This window comes from Defluviimonas aquaemixtae (genome assembly GCF_900302475.1).
Lineage (GTDB): Bacteria > Pseudomonadota > Alphaproteobacteria > Rhodobacterales > Rhodobacteraceae > Albidovulum > Albidovulum aquaemixtae.
Window position 1 is genome coordinate 487,004 of sequence record NZ_OMOQ01000003.1, and the last position, 21,059, is coordinate 508,062.

20 protein-coding genes are annotated in these 21,059 nt (G+C 64.9%); 18 read left to right on the top strand and 2 right to left on the bottom strand.

Annotation, left to right across the window (positions count from 1 at the left end; all coding sequences use genetic code 11):
- Positions 1-148 precede the first annotated feature (148 nt).
- Together panB and panC are read left to right on the top strand one after the other, a co-directional pair.
- Positions 149-976, top strand: coding sequence for a 3-methyl-2-oxobutanoate hydroxymethyltransferase (gene panB, locus DEA8626_RS17490; RefSeq protein WP_108854490.1), 828 nt, complete (start codon positions 149-151; stop codon positions 974-976).
- Entirely contained in the window at positions 973-1,815 is an 843-nt protein-coding gene (gene panC / locus DEA8626_RS17495; RefSeq protein WP_108854491.1) for a pantoate--beta-alanine ligase, read from the top strand. The genes panB and panC overlap by 4 nt, the downstream gene beginning before the upstream one ends.
- A 55-nt stretch (positions 1,816-1,870) precedes the next feature.
- Here the strand turns inward: panC and DEA8626_RS17500 are convergent, their stop codons facing one another.
- Positions 1,871-3,157, bottom strand: coding sequence for an acetylornithine deacetylase/succinyl-diaminopimelate desuccinylase family protein (locus tag DEA8626_RS17500; RefSeq protein ID WP_108854492.1), 1,287 nt, complete (start codon positions 3,155-3,157; stop codon positions 1,871-1,873).
- A 164-nt stretch (positions 3,158-3,321) separates the two neighbouring features.
- On the opposite strand from DEA8626_RS17500, the gene DEA8626_RS17505 reads away from it, so the two are divergent.
- The 7 genes from DEA8626_RS17505 (at position 3,322) to DEA8626_RS17530 (ending at position 10,406) form a co-directional block, all read left to right on the top strand.
- On the top strand, positions 3,322-4,398 hold the full coding sequence (locus tag DEA8626_RS17505) for a coiled-coil domain-containing protein (RefSeq protein WP_108854493.1): 1,077 nt from the start codon (positions 3,322-3,324) through the stop codon (positions 4,396-4,398).
- Positions 4,399-5,526, top strand: coding sequence for a hypothetical protein (locus DEA8626_RS17510; RefSeq protein WP_181366505.1), 1,128 nt, complete (start codon positions 4,399-4,401; stop codon positions 5,524-5,526).
- A 75-nt stretch (positions 5,527-5,601) separates the two neighbouring features.
- Entirely contained in the window at positions 5,602-7,539 is a 1,938-nt protein-coding gene (locus DEA8626_RS17515; protein WP_108854494.1) for an AAA family ATPase, read from the top strand.
- Between the two features lie 3 nt (positions 7,540-7,542).
- Complete coding sequence (locus DEA8626_RS20910) at positions 7,543-8,079, top strand: hypothetical protein (protein ID WP_146188901.1); 537 nt, start codon at positions 7,543-7,545, stop codon at positions 8,077-8,079.
- On the top strand, positions 8,076-9,449 hold the full coding sequence (locus DEA8626_RS17520) for a DUF6638 family protein (RefSeq protein ID WP_108854495.1): 1,374 nt from the start codon (positions 8,076-8,078) through the stop codon (positions 9,447-9,449). The genes DEA8626_RS20910 and DEA8626_RS17520 overlap by 4 nt, the downstream gene beginning before the upstream one ends.
- On the top strand, positions 9,446-9,724 hold the full coding sequence (locus tag DEA8626_RS17525; RefSeq protein WP_108854496.1) for a hypothetical protein: 279 nt from the start codon (positions 9,446-9,448) through the stop codon (positions 9,722-9,724). The genes DEA8626_RS17520 and DEA8626_RS17525 overlap by 4 nt, the downstream gene beginning before the upstream one ends.
- Before the next feature lie 7 nt (positions 9,725-9,731).
- Positions 9,732-10,406, top strand: a complete 675-nt coding sequence (locus DEA8626_RS17530) for a DUF1523 family protein (RefSeq protein ID WP_108854497.1) — start codon at positions 9,732-9,734, stop codon at positions 10,404-10,406.
- Here DEA8626_RS17530 and DEA8626_RS17535 read toward each other — a convergent pair.
- On the bottom strand, positions 10,403-10,798 hold the full coding sequence (locus DEA8626_RS17535; protein ID WP_219929217.1) for a hypothetical protein: 396 nt from the start codon (positions 10,796-10,798) through the stop codon (positions 10,403-10,405). The genes DEA8626_RS17530 and DEA8626_RS17535 overlap by 4 nt on opposite strands.
- Before the next feature lie 145 nt (positions 10,799-10,943).
- Between DEA8626_RS17535 and deoC the strand changes: the two genes are divergently transcribed.
- From deoC to DEA8626_RS17580, 9 genes are all read left to right on the top strand, one after another.
- Positions 10,944-11,927, top strand: coding sequence for a deoxyribose-phosphate aldolase (gene deoC / locus DEA8626_RS17540; protein ID WP_108854499.1), 984 nt, complete (start codon positions 10,944-10,946; stop codon positions 11,925-11,927).
- Between the two features lie 7 nt (positions 11,928-11,934).
- Entirely contained in the window at positions 11,935-14,292 is a 2,358-nt protein-coding gene (locus DEA8626_RS17545) for an aldehyde dehydrogenase family protein (protein WP_108854500.1), read from the top strand.
- Positions 14,293-14,356: 64 nt separating this feature from the next.
- Complete coding sequence (locus DEA8626_RS17550; RefSeq protein ID WP_108854501.1) at positions 14,357-14,938, top strand: amino acid synthesis family protein; 582 nt, start codon at positions 14,357-14,359, stop codon at positions 14,936-14,938.
- The gene (locus tag DEA8626_RS17555; RefSeq protein ID WP_108854502.1) at positions 14,938-16,299 is read left to right on the top strand and encodes a hypothetical protein; all 1,362 of its coding nucleotides are present in this window, start codon (positions 14,938-14,940) and stop codon (positions 16,297-16,299) included. Before DEA8626_RS17550 ends, DEA8626_RS17555 begins: the two co-directional genes overlap by 1 nt.
- A 111-nt stretch (positions 16,300-16,410) precedes the next feature.
- Complete coding sequence (locus tag DEA8626_RS17560; protein ID WP_108854503.1) at positions 16,411-17,703, top strand: ABC transporter substrate-binding protein; 1,293 nt, start codon at positions 16,411-16,413, stop codon at positions 17,701-17,703.
- Between the two features lie 43 nt (positions 17,704-17,746).
- Complete coding sequence (locus tag DEA8626_RS17565; protein ID WP_108854504.1) at positions 17,747-18,628, top strand: branched-chain amino acid ABC transporter permease; 882 nt, start codon at positions 17,747-17,749, stop codon at positions 18,626-18,628.
- Positions 18,625-19,566 carry a branched-chain amino acid ABC transporter permease gene (locus DEA8626_RS17570; protein ID WP_108854505.1) on the top strand — a complete coding sequence of 314 codons (942 nt, stop codon included), beginning with the start codon at positions 18,625-18,627 and terminating at the stop codon, positions 19,564-19,566. Before DEA8626_RS17565 ends, DEA8626_RS17570 begins: the two co-directional genes overlap by 4 nt.
- Positions 19,563-20,264, top strand: a complete 702-nt coding sequence (locus DEA8626_RS17575) for an ABC transporter ATP-binding protein (protein ID WP_108854688.1) — start codon at positions 19,563-19,565, stop codon at positions 20,262-20,264. The genes DEA8626_RS17570 and DEA8626_RS17575 overlap by 4 nt, the downstream gene beginning before the upstream one ends.
- The gene (locus DEA8626_RS17580) at positions 20,265-20,960 is read left to right on the top strand and encodes an ABC transporter ATP-binding protein (RefSeq protein WP_108854506.1); all 696 of its coding nucleotides are present in this window, start codon (positions 20,265-20,267) and stop codon (positions 20,958-20,960) included.
- Positions 20,961-21,059: the final 99 nt, after the last annotated feature.

Consider the following 21,059-nt stretch of genomic DNA (forward strand, 5'->3'; position numbering starts at 1 on the left):
TGCCGCTTCGCGCGGAAGTTAGTCGAATGCGGTATCTTTGGCCGGTTTCGCGCGCCGATCAAGCGCCAGCGGAGATCGGGAGAGAAGGGTGGAAAGGATGCTGCGCCGCAGCTATAGTCGCTCTGCATCTGCATGAGGGACGGCGGATATGAGCGCGACGGGCGGGGCGAAGCGGCTGGTGCCGGGTGATATCCGGGCGGCGAAGGGCGGCACGCCGATCGTCATGCTGACCGCCTACACGACCCCCATCGCGAAGCTCGTCGATCAGCATTGCGAAATGGCACTTGTCGGCGACAGCGTCGGCATGGTGCTGCACGGTCTTCCGACGACGCTTGGCGTGACTATGGAGATGATGATCCTGCACGGCCAGGCCGTAGCGCGAGGGCTGAAGCGGGCGATGATGGTCATCGACATGCCCTTCGGGTCGTTTGAGGAGAGCCCCGACCAGGCGTTCCGCAACGCCGCCCGGCTGATGGCGGAGACCGGGGCGGGCGCGGTCAAGCTGGAGGGCGGCACGCATATGGCCGAGACCATCGCCTTCCTGACCGAGCGCGGCATCCCGGTCATGGGTCATGTCGGTCTGACGCCGCAATCGGTCAACACGCTCGGAGGTTACAAGGTTCAGGGGCGCGGCGAGGACGGCGACAGGGTGCGCGCCGATGCCATTTCAGTGGCCGAGGCGGGCGCGTTCTCGATTGTGCTCGAAAAAGTTCCCGATACGCTCGCGCGCGCGATCACGAAGGCGGTCGACGTGCCCACGATCGGCATCGGCGCCTCGGCCGATTGCGATGGGCAGGTGCTGGTGGTCGACGACATGCTGGGGCTATTCGCAGATTTCCGCCCCAAGTTTGTCAAGCGCTACGCGGAACTCTCCGAGACGGCCGAGCGCGCCATTGCCACCTATGCCGCCGAAGTGCGCCTGCGTCGCTTTCCGGCGACCGAGCATGTCTTCGGCGACGATTCCAAGGCGAAATGAAGACGGTTCGCGAGGTGGAAAGCCTGCGCGAGGTCGTCGCAGGCTGGAAGGCGGCGGGCGCGGGCGTCGGCGTCGTCCCGACGATGGGCGCACTGCATGCGGGCCACACGAGCCTGATCGATGCCGCGCGGGCCCGCGCGGACCGGGTGATCGCCACGATCTTCGTCAATCCCAAGCAGTTCAACAACCCCGAAGACCTGGACAAGTACCCGCGCGACGAGGCGGGCGACGCGGATCTTCTGTCCGCCGCAGGCGCCGACCTTCTGTTCGCGCCGCCGCCCGAGGCGGTCTATCCCGAGGGTTTTGCCACTGCGGTCAGCGTGGCCGACCTGACGGCCGATCTTGAGGGCACGTTCCGTCCGGGCCATTTCGACGGCGTGGCGACGGTAGTGACAAAGCTCTTGCTGATGACCGGGGCGGATGCCGCCTATTTCGGCGAGAAGGACTGGCAGCAGTTGCAGATCGTCCGGCGGCTCGTGCGCGACCTGAACATCCCGGTCGAGATCGTGGGCTGCCCGATCCTGCGAGAAGCCGACGGCCTTGCCATGTCGTCGCGAAATTTGCGGCTTTCTATGGAGGAGCGAGCAATAGCACCTGCCCTTCACCGTGCCATGGAAGCTGCCGCCAAAGCAATCCGGAGCGGGGGGCAGGTGCCCGCCGCGCTGCAATCGGCGCGCGAGGCCGTCCTGGCCGCCGGCTTCCGCGCGATCGAATATCTCGAACTGCGCGACGCGGAACGTCTGACGCCGCTCGACCGGCCCGAGCGCCCCGCGCGGCTTCTGGCGGCGGCTTGGCTCGGCGGCGTTCGGCTCATAGACAATGTCGCGGTTTCGCCCTGATACCGATTAATGCGGCTGTCGCCCCCACACCCGTGGTAGTTGGGCTATGCAGAAGTCAGGGCGCGAGGAGTTCGGCAAGAACGAGCGCCATCACCTTCGCGCTGTCCTCCATGTCCCCGATACCGACCCACTCGTCGGGCTGATGGGCGAGGTCGAGGACGCCCGGTCCGTAGGCAATGCAGTTCTTCAGCCGTCCGATTCGGTCGATATGTTTCTGATCGTAAGTGCCGGGCGAGACAACGAAAGCTGCCTCGCGCCCGAGCACCTTTTCGATCGCGGCGGCGGTTGACTTCACGATCGGCGCTTCCTTTTCGGTCATCGTGGGCTGGACCTCGAAAAGGTCGCGGACCTCGTAATCGAAGGTCGGTCGCGCCGCCTTGACGCGTTCGAGCATCGCGCTCATTTCGCGCTTCACCTCGGCGAGATCCTCCTCGATCAGGAACCGCCGGTCGATCGTGATCCGGCAGCGGTCGGGGACGCAAGGCGCCGGGAGGCCGGTATAGTCCTCGTCCTGCTCGCTCTCGCCGCCGTGAATCGCGTTGACGTTAAGCGTCGATTGCTTTGCGCCTTCGGGGATGACCGGCATGTCGGTGCGCTTGGTGGCGAGAAGCGGAAACAGCGTCGCCTCCATCTCGGCCAGGACCGCGCCCATGTGGCGGACCGCGCAGTCCCCGAGGAAGGGCATCGAGCCATGGGCGATCCGGCCCTTGGTCTCGATCTCGGCCCACCAGACGCCCCGGTGGCCCAGGCAGATGCGGTCCTTGTGCAGCGGCTCTGGGATGATCACGTGCTGGACGCGCTCGGGATCGAACCAGCCCTTTTCGGCGAGGTAAGCGACGCCGCCGAAGCCGCCCGATTCCTCGTCCGCGGTGGCGGAAATCTCGATGGCTCCGCGGTAATCGGGGCAGGCGGCCATGAACGCCTCGGCGGCAATGACCGAGGCCGCAAGACCGCCCTTCATGTCACAGGCGCCGCGGCCGTAGATTCGGCCGTCCTCGATCTTGGCGCCGAATGGGTCGCGCGTCCAGCCGTGGCCGACGGCGACCACATCGTGGTGCGAATTGAAATGGACGCAGTCGCCCGCGCCGGTCCCAACGGCCCGCGCGACGAGGTTCCAGCGCGGATGTGCGATGCTGTCTCCGAGTGCACCCTCCGCGCGGATCAGATCGACCTTGAAGCCAGCCCGCCCGAGTCGTTCGGCGAGGTAGACGCAGATCTCGTGATAGTTCCGGCCCGGCGGATTGAGCGTCGGGATGCGGATCAGGTCCTGCGTCAGTGAGATCAGATCGTCACGCCGGGCAGCGATTTCGCTCTGAATGCGGTTCTCGATATCGGCTTGCATGCGCCAAGGCTAATCGTCCCGGCAGCGGGGCCGCAACGGCAAAACGACCGGAATGCAGGTGACGGGTGCGCTGCTTTTGGGCTAAGAAATTCTCGAGCGAGAGGGATGAAAAGCGAAAGCAGCGTCCCTATCATTGTAAATGTGATTAACATCGGGGAGAGCCCATGTCCGATTTCGATGCCCAGATTCTGGAAAGCCAAAAGCAGGTTTCCGAGGCGCAGTCGAAGATTTCCGAGCTGACGAGCCGGATTGAAACGGCGCGCCAGAAGCTCAAAGCGGGCGACGACGTGTCGATCGACATCGAGAATGCGACACTCGACGACGTCCACAAGCATGCCGAGATCATGAATGCGAATATCGCCGAGCTAATCATGGGGCTCGACGACGTAACGGCGGGCTTCTCCAAGGATTTCGACGAGATGCGGTCGAAGACCGGCTGGGAGAGCTTCGTCGGCATCTTCGCCGCCGGCAAGTCCGAGGCGATGCGGCAGGAGCGCCTGCGCGGCGCCTCCATCGACGACAAGCTTCAGGACCTGATCGGTAAGTCCGACGTGATCGTGAAGCTGCTGGAAAGCCAACTTAACGTGCTGAACGAGCACAAGAACAAGGTCGAAGGGAACCTCACCGAGACGCTCGGCGAGCGCGAGGTTACGGTGGGCGAGCTCGAGACGCTTCGCGCCGACATCCAGGCGATGGACCCGAAGATCATCGAGCTCGAAAACCGGATCTCGATGGAGCAGGACGCCGCTGCGCGGACGAAGCTGGAAAGCGAGCTCGCCGAGCTCAACAAGCAATACAACGCCATGGTGCAGGACGAGCAGGTGAAGCTCGCCAAGTCCCAGACGCTGGAGCGCTATATCGAGAAGGGCAAGACCTGGGTCGACTCGCTTCAGAACCAGGCGGCGACGCAGATGGTGCTGATCAACAAGCTGCAGACGGATACGAAGCAGCGGGTCGTGCTCTACGACGCGCTGACCAAGTCCTTGAAGACCGCGCAGCAACAGGATGTGGCGCACAAGATCAACGAGATCGGGGTTAAGACCGACCAGGAGGCGCAGGCGGCGATGGCCGGGATCGGGTCGGCGACGAACACCCGGATGGCCGAGATGCTCGAGGCGCATGAGGACCAGATGGTCTTCGCCCGCAAGGTGCTGGAGCAGAAGGCCAAGGCCGACGAGCGTTTCGCGCGGCGCTTCGCCGAGATCGTCGAGAAGCACGACAAGAACCTCTACGGTGGCTAAGTGCCCGAACTGGACCTGACCACCGACCACAAGTCGCTCGACGACGACCTCGCCGCGCGGCGCTACTTCGCGAAGTTCGAGCGGATCACCCGGCTTCTGACGGGCGTCGCCGAGGAAATGGAGAAGGACCGCTCCTTCTCGGCCATGGACAGCGCGGTGCTGGAGGGCTACGTCCGGGCGATTTCGGGCACGTTCAAGGCGCTGAGCCTGAAATACCTCGTCTCTGGCCGGATCGACGGGATCGGGCAGAAGCATCTCACGATCGACCTGCACGACAGCGGATTCCCGATCTTCCAGGAGATCGTGACGATGGCGAATGACGCCGCGCAGGCGGGAAAGCACCTGGACGGCATGCCCGATGCGCTGCGGCTCAAGGACGAGATGGTGCGCCAGATCGTGGGCGAACGAGTGGTGCCGACGCGCCTGCAATATGCAATGTCGCAGCGGCTGTATTACGAGGCATTGCTGAAAGGCGGCATGTACTTCGCCCAGATGCATCCGCAGGCGCAGTTCATCGCCGACGTGTCGGGCGGGCGAAAGGGCTACCTCGTGCACTGGGCGGTCTATGACAGCCAATTGAACGTCCCCGTCGTCTACCTGATGGAGGTCGTGGATTCGGGGCGCAAGGCGCTGCCCTTGGACGAGCGCCGCTGGCCCGAAGCGCAGGCGCATCTGATGGCGCAGTCGGTGGGCGGGCTGAAGCTTCTGACAATCGCAAAGGGCTTCGACACCGATTTCGACGACCTTCATCCGAAGCGGCTGAGGCGGCTGCACCTCGGGCCGATGTATTCCTCGGCCTTCACACTTCAGACCGGGCCGATCCGCGAGGTTCTGGAGGAGGCGCGGTCACCCGTGGGGGAGGACTGGGCGCTTGCCTGGACGATCGAGGAACTGCTGAGCGAACGGGTCGAAGTCGAGAAAGGCTGGTTCTCGAGCGTCGAGCGCGAGGTCTTCAAGCTCGACCCGTTCTCAGGGCGCGGGGCGGAGACCGGCGCCACGCGGATCACACGGTCGCTGATCCTGCCGCAGCGTCCGTTCCAGGTGCTCGCGGAAATGGATCCGGCCGGGTTCCGGGACGTGCGTAAATTCGTGGTCGGAAAAGAGGGCCGGGTGCTTGTCTACGGCTGATGCCGCCCCGCGGGCTGCCTGCCCCCGGACCCCCAGAGGTATGTCGGCAATGAAGAAGATGTGTGAGGGAAATGAATGACGGCGCCGCGCAACGAGATGGAGCTGAAGGAAGACGAGATCCGGGCGCACTATGCGGCGGCGGCTTCGATGCTGGACGGCCTCGATCACGCGCCGCGGCTCGCCAAGGCGCAAGTCGTGGATCAGCCGCGCGAGCGATCGCCCGGAATCGGGGCGCGCCCGCGCTTCCGCTCGACGACACCTGGACTTGTGACCCGGTCGACGGCGCGGGCGGAGGGTGTACGGCTCATCGAGCGGATTGAGGGGATCGGCGGCGACGACCCGATCGTCGCGCCGGTCGAGGCCACCGTGTTGCAGGCGCTGCGGCGGGCGCTGGCGATCGCTCTGGCAATGGGCGAGGCGTTTTCCGACCAGACCGGGCTTACGGAACTGAAAAAGGCGAATCTCGAGAACCGGTTGCCGGCCGGGCGGAAGAACGAGTTTTCCGAACTGCTGGCGGCGGAGGCGCTGGCAGTCCTGTCGGTCTTCGCCAATGCGACGGCGTTTCTTTTGGCGGCGCACGCGACCGAAGAGACAGTCGAGATCGGCTCGGTCGAGGAGGTGCTGACGGACAATGCACAGCTTGCATTGCATGGCGCACTTTGGGAGCTGGATCAGGACGTCGCCTTGTTCGCGACCGAGGAGCCGAAGCTGGTGGCGACGGTTCTCGCATATGCCGAGCAGTTGATGGAGAAGGTGCGGCTGCGCGCGGATTCCGCATCGCGCCTCGAGGCCTTTACCGGCGCCAATTACCGGGTCGAGGCAGACGACTTCCCGATTTCGGGCTTCGAGCCTGCGCGGAAGGCGCGCGGCTCGGCGCTGGTCATGACGTTCAAGAAGCCGCACGAGGTCGTGGGCAACCACATCGCCAAGTACCAAGCGATGCGGCTTGCCAAGATGCTGATGGCCTATGATTTCGAGCGGAAGCTCAACCCCTTCGCTGAGCTGGGCGGTTTCATCTTCACCTTCATGGGCGACGGCAAGCCGGGGACGGGAAAGACGACGCTGATCCAGATGATGGCGGGGCTGCTGAACGACTACTGCAAGGTGGCGGGCTATCCGTTCCGCTTCGCCAACCTCTCCATCGACAATGTGGATTCGTACCAGGGCAAGTCGGGGCAGAACGCCAAGGCGTTCATCAACAACGTGATGGACCCCGCCGTGATCGGCTTCGGCACGGTCGACGACATCGACCAGGTGGCGGGCAAGCGCGGCGACCGGCAGTCCTCGGCGGGCCAGCAGGAGATCACGGCGGTGCTGATGGAGGCGTTCGCCGGGGCAAACACGGTCGTGCGGGGGAACTGCACGTTCGGGATGTTCTCGAACTACCCGGAAAACGTGGACGACGCGTTGCGCCAGCGGGCGGGAGCGCGGTTTCTGGTCGATGGCCCCCAGACGCGCGAGGATTACATCGACATCCTCGCGCTTCTGCTGGGGAAGAACCACCAGATCGCGCTGGGGGAGCACGAGCTCTATGCGGCGCAGGAGATAAAGCGGGCGGTGGCTGAGAGCTTCGAAAAGCATTCGCGGCCGATGGAGGATGTCTTGCAAAAGGTCTTTGATCAGGTTCGCGGCGAGATCGGGGAACTCGACACGATCGCCAAGCTCGGAACCTATCTCAAAGCGATCCAGGAGGCGGACGAGCGTTTCACCGGCCGGGCGATCAAGAACATCACCGACGCGGTGAAGGTGCGCGCTATGGATTTCGAACTGCCGGACGAATGGATGGAGGAGCCGGAGCTGTTCCTCTCTAAGGCCTACGACGAGAAGAAGGCGATGATCTCGGAATTGCGCCGCCCGATCACGGTCGAGATGGTGGTGCAGGAGATCAACCGCTATGCGGATTCGGAATTCCGCTATGCCGACAAGTCGGACGAGGTGGCGATCGAGAATGCGGTGCGCGAGATGGGCCGGATGGAGGAGGCCAAGCGGCGGTATCTGGAGGGGAAGGGGTGAGCGATGGCAGACCTAAGTCTTCAAGCATTTGATGAAGTAATTAATGCGCGTCGGACTTTGCACGGAGGTAATCGAGGAGCCCCAGTTAAACTCGCTGATGGTTCTCGCGAGGGCATTGCCCTCAACAACGCGTGTGTGGTGATGCTTTCATCGGCGCTGCAATCTTTTGTTGAAGAAGTCTTTCTGGATTGCTCTTTCAAGGCGTTTGGTCGCGTGCTCGTTGAACCGGAACTTAGGAACTACCGAGCGACTTGGAGCCGTTGGGGTAACCCTAGCCCCAGTAACATCGTTAGCCTGTTTAGACGGTTGGGAGTAGACGATGTCTTCGAAGGATTGAGTTGGCAGAAGCAAGCTGCCGGAACTCTCAAATCCACGCTCGACACGATCAACCAAGTCAGAAACTGCATTGCGCACGGAAGTGCACTCACGGTTAATAGGCAACCCTACTCCTTGCAGCTCAATAACATCACTAGATGGCGGAACACAGCTGAGCAGTTTGGAAAGAGATTTCAGGCGCATGCGGAAGCGAAAATCAGATGAAACGCCTCATCGAAAAAGGCCTGATGTTCGGCAATCTCGTCCATGTCGAGAGCCCGGCGCTGGTCGAGCGCTACAACCGCGCGCTGAAGGCGCTGACGGGGAAGGAGACCAAGCTTGCCGATTTCCATATTGACGTCTCGGGCTATTCGCCCGAGATCGGCGACGAGTTCTCCGATCATCTCTATCTCAACCACAATGGCTGCAACCGGCAGTTCATCCTTCTGACGACCGACCAGAAGAACGCGCCGCTACTGAACGCCAGGTTTTCCACTTCGCGCGGCATCCTCACCCGCTTCATCGAGGAAAACGAGGCGCAGCTTTTCACGCTGACCGCTCGCGACGCGGTGGCGGGGGAGCTTGAGAACACTGTCTACGACCTCGAAAGCCCTGCGCGGCTTTTTGATATCCGCCGCATCACTGTCATCGCCGACACGACCGGGAACCATGTCGCCGAAGGGCAGAAGCTGTCGGGCCTGATTGAGAGGTTCCGCACCGAGGAGGACGGCTGGTGGGATGACGTGCTGATCGCCGAGATGATCACGTTGGCCGAAAGGACCGGCGACGTGACGCGGAACCCGATCGAGCTGAAATCGACAAGGTTCGACCAGGGCAACTTCTGGACCGCGCATTTCGGCGGCATCTACGTCTTCCGCGACGTGAAGCACCCGGCGGCGATTTCGGTCGGGCAGAAGCAGGCGCTCGGCCAGTTGCCTATCAAGTATGTATTCGACATGGACGACCGCAACCAGATCGCCAAGTTCCTTGAAATCAACGACCTCGTGGAGCCGATCGTGAATGCGCCCGGCGCGGATGCGGCGGCGATCCTGCGCCAGAAGATGGACTTCATTGTGGTCACGGCGGCGGCGGGCCTTGGGCTGGAGATCGGCCACGGGTCGCGGCGCGAGCTGCGGCAGGCGGCGGCGGCGCTGGGCGCGCGGCTTCCCGACGAGTTCCAAGGCCTCGCAGCACTTCTGCGCTGGGTCGAGACGGGCGCCGACTGGCCACGCATCACCTCGTCGCACCCCTCCTATTTCTACACGCTACGCGCCAAGCCGCATGCCGACCGGGATCTCGTCAACATGCTCCTGTCGGAGTTGTCGCCCTTGGACGTCCGGCAGCTTTTCATCTGCCACAAGGAGCTATTCTACCACCTCTACCGGTCGTGGCCGGAGCCGAAGAAGGCCTTCGTCGCCGACTACCTCGAACGCGAATACCAGATCGACAAGGCGGGCGCGCGACGAGCGCTCTTCGGCTCGGAACCGGATATGCGTGAACCCGGAGATTCCCGGCCGGGTTGGCCGTCTGGGCGCGAGGACGATATTGTCGACATCGTCGGCCCATGGGGCGCCGTGAGGAAGGAGCGCAGATGATCGCCTTTGTCCGTCTTGCCGTTTTCGGCTTCATCGCGATGACGATCATGTATGTACTGCTGTCGATCTATTCGCGCTCGGTCGAACGCGAGCGGCTTGAGAAGGAATGGGACGCCAATCACGGCGGCGGGGGTGATAGTGCCGCAAGGGACGCCTATATCGAGGCGGGAATGCGCGCGTACCAAGGGAGTTTGCGCCGGAAGCTCATATGGCTCGTCTATGTCATCCCAACGGTGCTGGTGCTTGTCCTCGTCTATCTGACGAACGTTTATTGAGGCGATAATGAGATACGCAAAATGGACTTTCCTCACTCTGATCGCGCTGATCGTCTTTGGCTTTCTGCACTACACGTTGCCGCAGCATGACATCGTCAGGATCGTTAACACCTACCAGGAACGGCAGGACTTGAACGACTGGACACGCATCTTCTGGTCAAGCCCGGACGACCAGTCTGGCGGGCTGATCAACCGCGATGTCCAGTTCATTCAGGCCGTGAAGGCCAACGGCAAGCCGATGGTCTACAGAAACGAGGATACGAGCTGGTCCTGGCCGCCGTACTTCAAGTTCGACACGGCCAATCTTCAGACCGAGGCGGAGGACCAGAAGTCGACCGCGGCGGACCCGCAATGGGTCTCGGTCACGCATTACGGTTGGCGCATCGTGTATTTCTCCGCCTTCCCGAACGCGATTGCGATCAAGCCCGTGGATGGCCCTGACGTGACGGTCATCCCGTGGTTCAACATCTTCTTCTTCATCGTTCTGCTGCTTATCATCTTCATGATCCGCCGCATGTGGCTGCAGTTCCGCGAGCGCATGATCGATCCTGTCATCGAGGATGTCGGCGAGGCCTGGGACAGCGTCGATCAGCGTGCCGACGACGCGGCGGACCGGGCGCGCGGCACCTGGGGGCGTTTCAAGGCATGGCTTGGCACCTGGAAGGGCAGGCCGCGGCACTAGAGGTTCCGAAAGTAGGGGTCGATCAGCCAGTAGCCGGCCAGATCCGCCGCCTTCGTTCGCGGCAACCCCACCGCCTCCATCGCGTAGAAGTCGACGCCGAGCAAGGCTGCCAGGCGCCAGGCGTGATCTGCGGCTGCGCGGGACGGGCTGCCGTCGGCGAAGGTCGCCTCGATCTCGGTCGCGGCACTGACAAGGACATAGACCAGTTCCGCCGCCGGCGCCTCGGGCCAGCGCGCCACCATGTCCCGGACGAGAGGCCGCCATCCATCGGGCGTTTCGAGCAGGCGCTCGATCGCAAACTCCACCTTCTCGGAACGTGTCGACCCGTCCGACATCCAACCGTCCAGCCCTTCAAACGGCCTAAAGGCCGCCGCCACCCACTTCCTTGGCACCCGGTTTGTCCTTCCAAGTCAACAGCAATCGCGGAAACAAACGGTTTTTTGACTTTCTGGTCAAATGTGTAGATTGCGGAGATGCGAGACATTCGCTAGCGTGCCGCGTTATGATCCCATAGCGCCCGCGAGACAGGATTGCCCGATGTCGATCCAAGGGACCGAAGAGGTCCACGTCATTCCCAATTCAGAGCGGAACCCCGGCGTTCCCCTGGAGACCAGTTGGTTCGATCAGATCGCAGTGAACACGCCGGCAGCCGAGCGTCGCGCAGCGACGCTGACCTCGCGCCGGACGGTGAAAAAAGAATGGCAGGCCGCCTGGCTCGTCAACGCGGTCCGCTGCATGGATCTGACGACGTTGGCGGGCGACGACACGCCGGAGCGGGTGCGTCGGCTCTGCGCCAAGGCGCGCAAGCCGATTGCCGATCACATCATGGCCGACCTTGGCCTGCGGGAGCTTCATGCCGGCGCAGTCTGCGTCTACCCCGCGATGGTCGGCACCGCGGTCAAGGCGCTTGAAGGCACGGGCGTGCCCGTCGCCTCCGTCGCCACGGGCTTCCCAGCGGGGCTGATGCCGCTCAACCTTCGCCTCGCCGAAATCCTCTACGCGGTCGATCACGGAGCCCACGAGATCGACATCGTCATCACCCGCGCCCATGTCCTCGACGGAAACTGGCAGGCGCTTTACGACGAGGTGTCGGAGATGCGTGAGGCCTGCGGTCAGGCCCATATGAAGGCGATCCTCGCGACCGGCGACCTGAAGACGCTGAGGAACATTTACAAGGCTTCGATGGTCGCGATGCAGGCAGGCGCCGATTTCATAAAGACCTCGACCGGCAAGGAAGGCGTGAACGCAACGTTGCCCGTCAGCCTCGTGATGGTCCGCGCGCTGCGCGACTACGGCGACAGGACCGGCCACCGCGTCGGCTTCAAGCCCGCGGGAGGCATGAAGACCGCCAAGGATGCGCTCGCCTGGCAGATCCTGATGAAGGAGGAACTGGGCAACGACTGGCTGAAGCCCGATCTCTTCCGGCTCGGCGCTTCGTCGATGCTCGGCGATATCGAACGCCAGCTCGAACACCATGTCACCGGACGCTACGCCGCGTCTTCGCGCCATGCCATAGCCTGAGGGACAGATGCCAACAGTGACCGAAATCCTGGAAACGATGGACTACGGTCCAGCCCCTGAAGCTTCGGGCGAGGTGATGGGCTGGCTGAAGTCTCGAAAGACGTTCGGGCACTACGTGGGCGGAGAATTCACCAAACCCGGCAAGACATTCGACGCCTCGAACCCCGCGACCGGAGAGCGGCTGGCGAAGGTGGCGCAGGGCAGCGCGAAAGACGTGGCCGGCGCCGTGAAAGCCGCGCGCTCCGCGTTGCCCGCCTGGTCGAAGCTTCCGGGCCATGAGCGGGCGAAATGGCTCTACGCTATCGCGCGGCACATCCAGAAGCGCGACCGATTTCTTTCCGTCCTTGACACCCTCGACAACGGCAAGCCGATCCGCGAAAGCCGCGATATCGACGTCCCCCTCGTCGCGCGTCACTTCTACCACCATGCCGGCTGGGCCGAGATGCTGGACGATGAGTTTCCCAGTGCCAAGCCCGTGGGTGTCTGCGGTCAGATCATCCCATGGAACTTCCCGCTCCTGATGCTCGCATGGAAGATCGCACCCGCCTTAGCCGCGGGGAACACGGTGGTGCTGAAGCCCGCGGAATATACGCCGCTGACCGCTCTCGCCTTCGCCGAGATCTGCGCCGAGATCGGTCTGCCCAAGGGCGTTATCAACATTGTCACTGGTGACGGCGAGACAGGCGCGGCGCTCGTTGCGGCCGAGGTCGACAAGATCGCCTTCACCGGCTCGACCGAGGTCGGCCGCGCGATCCGCACGGCGACGGCCGGGACGGGGAAGAAGCTGACGCTCGAGCTTGGCGGCAAATCGCCCTTTGTGGTTTTCGCCGATGCCGATGTCGACGGCGCGGTCGAGGGCGTCGTCGACGCCATATGGTTCAACCAGGGCCAGGTCTGCTGCGCCGGGTCTCGCATCCTCGTGCAGGAAGGCATCGTGCAGACCTTCACCAAACGCCTGCACGCCAGGCTATCCAAGCTCCGCGTCGGCGATCCGCTCGACAAGTGTACCGACGTCGGCTCGCTCGTCGATCCGGTCCAACTCGCCCGCGTTCGCGAACTGGTCGCGAAAGGGGAGGAGCAAGGCGCGGTGCTGCATCAGGCCGAATGTCGGCTTCCGTCTAAGGGATCGTTCTTCGCACCGGGTTTCTTCACAAACGTCCACCCGGCGAACATTGTCTCGGAAGTCGAGATCTTCGGCCCCGTCGCCACGCTCACTACCTTCCGTACGCCCGACGAGGCGGTGGAACTTGCCAACAATACCCGCTACGGCCTCGCCGCGTCGGTCTGGTCGGAGAATATCAACCTTGCGCTCGATGTCGCGTCGAAGGTCAAGGCGGGCGTTGTCTGGGTGAACGCCACCAACCTCTTCGACGCCGCCGCAGGTTTCGGCGGCTACCGCGAGAGCGGCTTCGGCCGCGAGGGCGGGCGCGAGGGGATGCGCGAGTACCTCGCCGATCCCTCTCCGAGGGCGAAGCCCGAGCCGGAACCGGGGCGGCTCGATGCCGCTCCGGTTCCGGGCACGCCGGGGAAGGGAGTGGCGACGATCGACCGCACCGCAAAGATCTATGTCGGCGGCGCCCAGAAGCGGCCCGACGGCGGCTATTCCTACGCGGTGATGGGCAAGGCGGGTCAGATCGGGCTCGCCGGTCTCGGCAACCGAAAGGATGTCCGCAACGCCGTCGAGGCCGCGCACAAGGCCACTGGCTGGGGCCAGGCAACAGGGCACAACCGCGCGCAGGTGCTCTACTACCTCGCCGAGAACCTCTCGGCCCGCGAGGCCGAGTTTACCGCCCGCCTCAGGTCGGCCGGCGTCCCCAAACCCGCCGCGGAGGTCGCGGCCTCCATCCGCCGCGCCTTTTACTATGCCGCGCAGGCCGACAAGTTCGACGGTGCGGTGCATTCGACGAAGTCGGCCCATGTGACGCTTGCCATGCCGGAGCCGTTCGGCGTGATGGGCATCGCCTGCCCGAACGATGCACCGCTTCTCAGCTTTGTCAGCCTCGTCCTGCCCGCCATCGCGATGGGCAACCGCGTCGTCGCGATCCCGGCGCAGTCGATGCCGCTTGCCGCGACCGACCTCTATCAGGTTCTCGACACGTCGGACGTGCCGGGCGGCGTGGTCAACATCGTCACCGGCGCGCGCGACGAGCTTGCGAAGACGCTCGCCCAGCACGACGATGTCGCCGCGATGTGGTATTGCGGTTCGGAGGCGGGCGCGAAGATGGTCGAGGAGGAGAGCGCGGGCAACCTGAAGGCCACCTGGACGCTTCCCAACCGCGACTGGCACGCAGCGGATGGCCAGGGCCGGGGCTTCCTGCTGAAGGCCACCCAGGTCAAGAACATCTGGGTGCCGTACGGCGAATGATCCCCCGGCCCGCAAGCGTTCATTCGCGCCGGGACCGGGCGTGAAAAGACAGGGAGACCCCGTCGTGGCCGAATTCCGCCTCCGCAAGCTCAGCATCCTCGTCGACGAGATCCACCACGACGGCGGCCCCGAGGCCGGGACGCCGCGCCGGCGCGCCGCCGTGCTCGCGGTCGTCTCGAATCCCTTCGCCGGCCGGTACGAGCCCGAGCTTCAGCCCGCGATGGAGGATCTGAAGCCGCTCGCGCTGATGATGGGCGAACGGCTCATCGCCGCGCTCGGGGGACGAGACGGCATCGACGCCTATGGCAAGGGCGCGATCGTCGGACTCGCGGGCGAGCTCGAACACGGCGCGCTCTGGCACGCGCCGGGCGGCTACGGGATGCGGGCGCTTCTGGGCGAGTCGAAGGCCATCGTGCCCTCGGCCAAAAAGGTGGCGGCGGCGGGCGCGGCGCTCGACCTGCCGCTCGCCCATATCAATGCCGCCTATGTCCGCAGCCATTTCGACACGATGACCGTCTCCGTCCCCGACGGGCCGAAGTCCGACGAGATCGTCTTTGCGCTGGGCATGGGCCGGGGGCCGCGCGTCCATTCCCGCATGGGCGGGCTCGAGGCGGACGAGGTCAAGGGCGAGGACGGCCTGCGCTGATGCGCCGGCTCGCGCTCCTGCCGGCGTTCCTTCCCGGGGCGGCCCATGCCCATGCCTCCGAGCGCATGGTGATCCTGACGCTGCCGACCGACTGGTACATGGCCGGCGCGGGCGCGGCCGTCCTCCTGACCGCGCTTGCTGGGCTGATGGCGCGGAGGCTGCCCGCCTTTCGCGGGCACAAAATCTTGGAGCGACCGATCGTCGTGCCGCGACCGCTCACGAGCTGGGCAGCCGCGCTCGGCGTCTGGGCGCTGGTCGCGGTCGGCATATGGGGCACCCGCGATCCCTTGGAAAACCTCCTGCCGCTCGCGGTCTGGACGGTCCTCTGGGTCGGTCTCACCCTCGCCTGCGTGGCCTTCGGCAATCTCTGGCGCGATGTCGAGCCCTGGACCGGGCCGGTCCGCACGATCCGCCGGCTGATCGGGTGGACGGGCTCCGCCGGATTGTCCCGTCTCGGCCACTGGCCGGCGGTCATCGGCTATCTCGCCTTCGCGTGGTTCGAGATCGTCTCGCTCTCTCCCGCCGATCCCTTCGTCCTCGCGCGCGCCGTCGCGGCCTACTACCTCCTGATCCTCGCGCTCGCGGTGGCCGAGGGCGAGGAGTGGCTCGCTCGGGGCGAGTTCCTCACCGTCTATTTCGGCTTCATCTCGAGGATCGCGCCGTTCTGGGCGGAGCATGGCAACGGCCGCGTCAGGGTCATGGCCGGCCTGCCCGGAGCCCAGGTCGTTATGTCCAAGGCGTTGACCCCTTCCGCCATCGCCTTCGTCACCCTGATCCTCGCCTCGGTCAGCTTCGACGGCCTTGCCGAGACCTTCTGGTGGCTTGCGCGGCTCGGGATCAACCCGCTCGAATTTCCGGGCAGATCTGCCGTCCTCGAAGCGAATTCGGCGGCTCTGGTTCTCTTCTGGGCCATGAGCGCCGCGCTCATCCTCGGCGCAGTGCGCGCGGGGCTGCCCGCCGGTCATGGGTTCCGCGAGACGGCGGGCCCGCTGATGCTCGCCTTCCTGCCCATCGCAGCGGGCTATCACGTCGCCCACTACTTGATCGCGCTTCTCACGAACGGCCAATATGCCATCGCCGCTCTGAACGATCCGTTCGGTCGCGGTTGGAGCCTCCTCGGCCTGCCGGATCACTGGGTTTCCTTCGGCTTCCTGTCGACGCGCGCAGGCGTGCAGGCTATCTGGACCGCGCAGTTCGCCACCATCCTTGGCGCGCATCTCCTCGCCGTGCTTGTCAGCTTCAAGTTGTCCGAACGGATCGAAGGTGGCCATACGCTCCGCGCCCATTTGCCGATGACACTCCTGATGGTCGGCTACACCGTCTTCGGCCTCTGGCTCCTCTCCTCCCCTACAGCGGGGTGAGAAATTCTTGCATTCCCGCCGCGTCCCGTGTTCCGTAGCGGCAAAGAGATAACCCCGAGCGCGCGGCCCGGACAGGCCAAGCCGCGCCGATCCCAGCAGCGGAGATGTTCCATGAGCGGCAAACTGATCACCCCCCGACCGAATCGGCGATCCGTCCTGAAAGGCATGGCCGGCGCCGGGGCGCTTATGACCGGCGGGCTCGCGGCGCGCTACGCCCAGGCACAGTCGTCCGAACCGATCCGGCTCGGCTTCCAGCTCCACCGCACCGGGATCGGTGCCTCCTACGGGCGCTGGTACGAACGCACGGCGACGGCGGCGCTGAAGGTGCTGAACGAGGCGGGCGGCATCAACGGACGTCCGGTCGAGATCCTCTTCGAAGACGACGGCACCGATCCAAAGCGCGGCGCCGAGGTGGTCGAAAAGCTCACGACGCAGTCGAACTGCGACCTGGTCCTCGGCACGCTTTTCTCGCATGTCGTGATCGGCTCCGCTCCGCGCGCGGGCGAGCTCAAAGTGCCCTATCTCGTCTGCTCCGAAGGCCACCACGTGGCGAGCGGAATGCTCAACCGATGGACCCTGCAGCCCGGCATCACCGACGTGAAGAGCCAGGTGCAGGGCATGGCGCCCTGGGTCGGCTCGACGCTCGGCAAGAAGGTCACGATGATCTTCCCCGACTTCGCCTTCGGCCATGACCACCGCGACTACTTCACCGCGGCGCTCTCCGCGCAGGGCGGCGAGGTGATCCAGCAGATCGCGATCCCGCCCACGGAGACGTCGTTCACCCGTTACTTCCCGCAGATCCCGTCAGAAACCGAGGTGCTCTACCACGTCATGGTCGGCCCCGCGGTCCTCACGTTCGTGAAGGAGCTTGGCGAGTTCTACGGTTCCGGCGCGCGGCCGGAGCTCTTCGGCTTCATCGACTCGCTGGAAGCTGTGGACATAAACTCGCCCGGTCTCGAATTCCTCGACGGCTCGCATTTCTGGGAGGGCCATCCGCGCTACAAGCAGGCCGACGCGTCCGAGCACGAGACGTTCTACCGCGAGGCCGTGGGCGTCGACGACAACGGGGCCTCGACCTCCGATCCCGCGGATGTCGCGACCTATGCACACATGTTCTCCACCTGGGAGACGCTCTTCGTGATCAAGCACGCGATGGAGGCCGCCGATTACCAGGGCCCCGCCGACCGCGAGAAATTCGTCGAGGCGATGGAGGCGACGACCGAATTCGAGGAAGGCCAGGAGCATCCACAGGGGCCGAAGACCTTCAACGGCAGGACGCATCAGGCCTTCGGGCTCCAGTCGATCACCAAGGTCGAGGGCGGCAAGCTGGTGCGCGTCCACCAGACCTCGATGGAGGACGGGTTCTATCCCGACGAGGTCGACTACACGACTATGAGCTTCTGACGCATTGGGGACGGGCGGGGGACGACCCCGCCCGATCTGACACTTGGATTTCGGACCCTTCCTGCTTCTCGCCCTGATGGAGGGCCTTGTCACCGCCGCGGTGCTCGCGCTGACGGCGGCGGGGCTGTCGTTGGTGTTCGGCATCATGCGGGTGGTGAACGTCGCGCATGGCGAGTTCTTCATGCTGGGCGCGCTGCTGGCGTGGTTCGTGTCGCAATGGGTGCCGGGACCCGCGCCTTTCGGCTTCCTCGCCGCGCTCGTCCTTTGCCCGCTGATCGTCGGGGCCATCGCGGCGCTCGCCGACATGCTCGTCCTGAAGCGGCTGAATTATGAGCCCGAGGCGACGATCGTCGCGACGATCGGGCTTCTCTACATCCTCCAGCAGGCGGCCTTGAGCTTCTTCGGCCCCGATGCGCGGCCGGTGCCCGCGCCGTTCAATCTGCGCCTGCAACTGCCGTGGTTCGGCTATTCAGGCTACAAGCTCGCCGTCGTCGTCGCGGCGATCCTCTTGCTGCTCGCCGTCTGGCTGATCCTGAAGCACACAAAGGCGGGGCTCGTCATGCGCGCCACGCAGATCGACCGCGACACGGCGCGGGCCTTCGGGATCAACGTGGACCGGGTCTATGCCGGGGTCTTCGCGATGGGGGCGGGGCTGGCCGCCATCGCGGCGGTGCTGATCGTGCCGATCCAGCAGGCGCATTACCTGATGGGCGGCGATCCGCTGCTCCTGTCCTTCATCGTCGTCATCATCGGCGGGCTCGGGAGCTTGCGCGGCACGCTCGTCGCGGCTTTGCTCATCGGGCTGTCGGACGGAGTCATCTCCACCTTCTTCGCACCGACGCTCGCCAAGATCATCGCGACGCTCGCCGTCGCGCTCGTGCTCGTTTTCCGCCCGCAGGGGCTGTTCGGCAGGCGCCCCGCATGAAGGCGGACCGCGCGCTGGCCCTGCATCTCGGCGTGCTCGCGGTGCTGCTCGTGCTGCACTTCGCGGCTCCCGCCTACCACCACACCAACATCGCACGCATCATGGTGCTCGCCGTCTACGCGATGGGCTACAACATCGCCTTCGGCTATACGGGGCTTCTGAGCCTCGGACACGCGCTTCTGTTCGGCGCGGGGCTCTACGCGGCGGGGCTTCTCGCCTATCACGCCGGTGCGGGCGCGGCGACCGGACTTCTCGCGGGGCTTCTCGCCGGGGGGGCGATGGCCTTCGCGGTCGGCCTCCTCGCGCTGCGCACCGCGGGCGTGGCCTTCATGATCGTCACCTTGATGTTCGCGCAGGCGGGCTACCTGACGATCCTCTACTACGGTGCCTGGACGCGCGGCGACGAGGGCATCGTCGTTCCCCGCACTGCCCGCGCGCTCGGCCCCTTCGATCTCTCGGACGATGGCACGCGCTACATCGCCGCGCTGATCCTCTTCTCGGCGGCGCTTCTCCTCAACCTCTGGCTCGCCCGCTCGCCCAGGGGCCGCGTCATGGTGGCGATGCGCGAGAACGAGGAACGGAGCCGGATGCTCGGCTACAACCCCTTCACGGTGAAGCTCGCCGCGCTCACGATCTCGGGCCTCTACGCCGGGATCTCGGGCGCGGCCTACGGGCTCATGTTCGGCTATGTGGGCGCGAGCTTCGCCTCGGTCCAATATTCGATCCTGCCGCTTCTCTACGTGCTTCTCGGCGGCGCGGGGACGGTGCTCGGCCCGTTCCTCGGCGCGCTCCTGATGTTCTACCTGATCGACTACGCGAGTTCCGTCACCGACGCGCACCAGTTCGTCACCGGCGCGGCGCTCGTCCTGCTGATCCTCTTCGCGCCGAAGGGCATCCTCGGCACGATCCGGGCACGGGGGCTGAAATGGCTGCCGTGACGCTTCTTGAGGCGCGCGGGCTGACCCGCCATTTCGACGGCCTGAAGGCGGTCGACGGCGTGGACTTCGATCTGACGGAAGGCGAGATCCACGCGCTGATCGGTCCGAACGGCGCGGGCAAGACGACCTTCGTGAGCCTTCTTTCCGGCCGCATTCCCGCGCAGTCCGGCACGATCCGCTTCGCCGGGCGCGACATCACTCGGCTGCCCGCCCATGCCCGTGTCCGCGCGGGCATCGCCTACACTTTCCAAATAACCCAGATCTACGGCGCGCTCACCGTCTTCGACAACGTGGCACTGGCAGTCCAGAGCCGTCATTCGCACCGTCTGTCGGACGACGCGATGGAGGCGCTCGCCCGCGTCGGGCTCGAGGGGCGCGCCAATCAGACGGCCGGCACGCTCAGCTACGGCCACCAGCGGTTGATCGAAGTCGCGATGGGGCTCGCGCTGAAGCCGAGGCTCCTGATCCTCGACGAGCCGACGCAGGGGCTCGCGCAGGGCGAGATCGAGAGCTTCAAGGATATTGTTCGAAGCGTCGTGCCGGAGGCCACCGTGCTTCTCATCGAACACAACATGGACGTGGTCATGGACCTCGCCCACCGGATCACGGTTCTGAACTTCGGCCAGGTGCTGGCGACCGGCACGCCGGACGCGATCCGCGCGAACAAGGCGGTGCAGACCGCCTATCTGGGGGGCTGAGTGCTGAGGCTTTCCGGCATCGAGGCGGGCTACGGCGAGGTGCAGGTCCTGCGCGGCCTCACGCTCGACGTGGCGGCGGGCGAGGTTCTGTGCGTCATGGGCCGGAATGGCGCAGGCAAGTCCACGATGCTGAAAACCATCATGGGACAGGTGCGGGCGTCATCGGGAACGATCGAGCTTGCCGGATCCCGGATCGACAGCCTCGCCGCCCATGTCGTGCCGCGACAGGGCATCGGATACGTGCCGCAGGGCCGCAGGCTCTTCGGCGAGCTGACCGTGGCCGAGAACATCGAGATCGGGCTCATGACCCGCAACCGCGGATCTGCCATGCGCGACCGGGTGCTGCACCTCTTCCCGCGCCTGCGCGAACGGATGGGGCAGGTCTCGCGCACGCTGTCGGGAGGCGAGCAGCAGATGCTCGCCATAGCCCGCGCGCTTTGCCTCGAACCCAAGGTGCTTTTGCTCGACGAGCCGACGGAGGGGCTCCAGCCTTCGATGATCGCGCTCATCCGAGATACGGTGGTGGCGCTGAAGAAGACCGGCGTGGCGACGATCCTGGTAGAACAGCGTGTCGACGCCGCGCTGTCCGTCGCCGACCGGATTGCCTTCATGGTCGGCGGCGCTGTGGCCCAGACCGTCCCTGCCCGTGGTCTGCGCCCGGATGCCGAAGAATTTGTCACGTATGTCGGGATCTGAACCGGCGAAAAGGTCAGAGCCCGCCAACTGAACGAAAGCGTCCAGTGATTACAGCGGGTCTTGTTGCGATGATTTGGCGAACGCTCCCGAGTGCCTGCG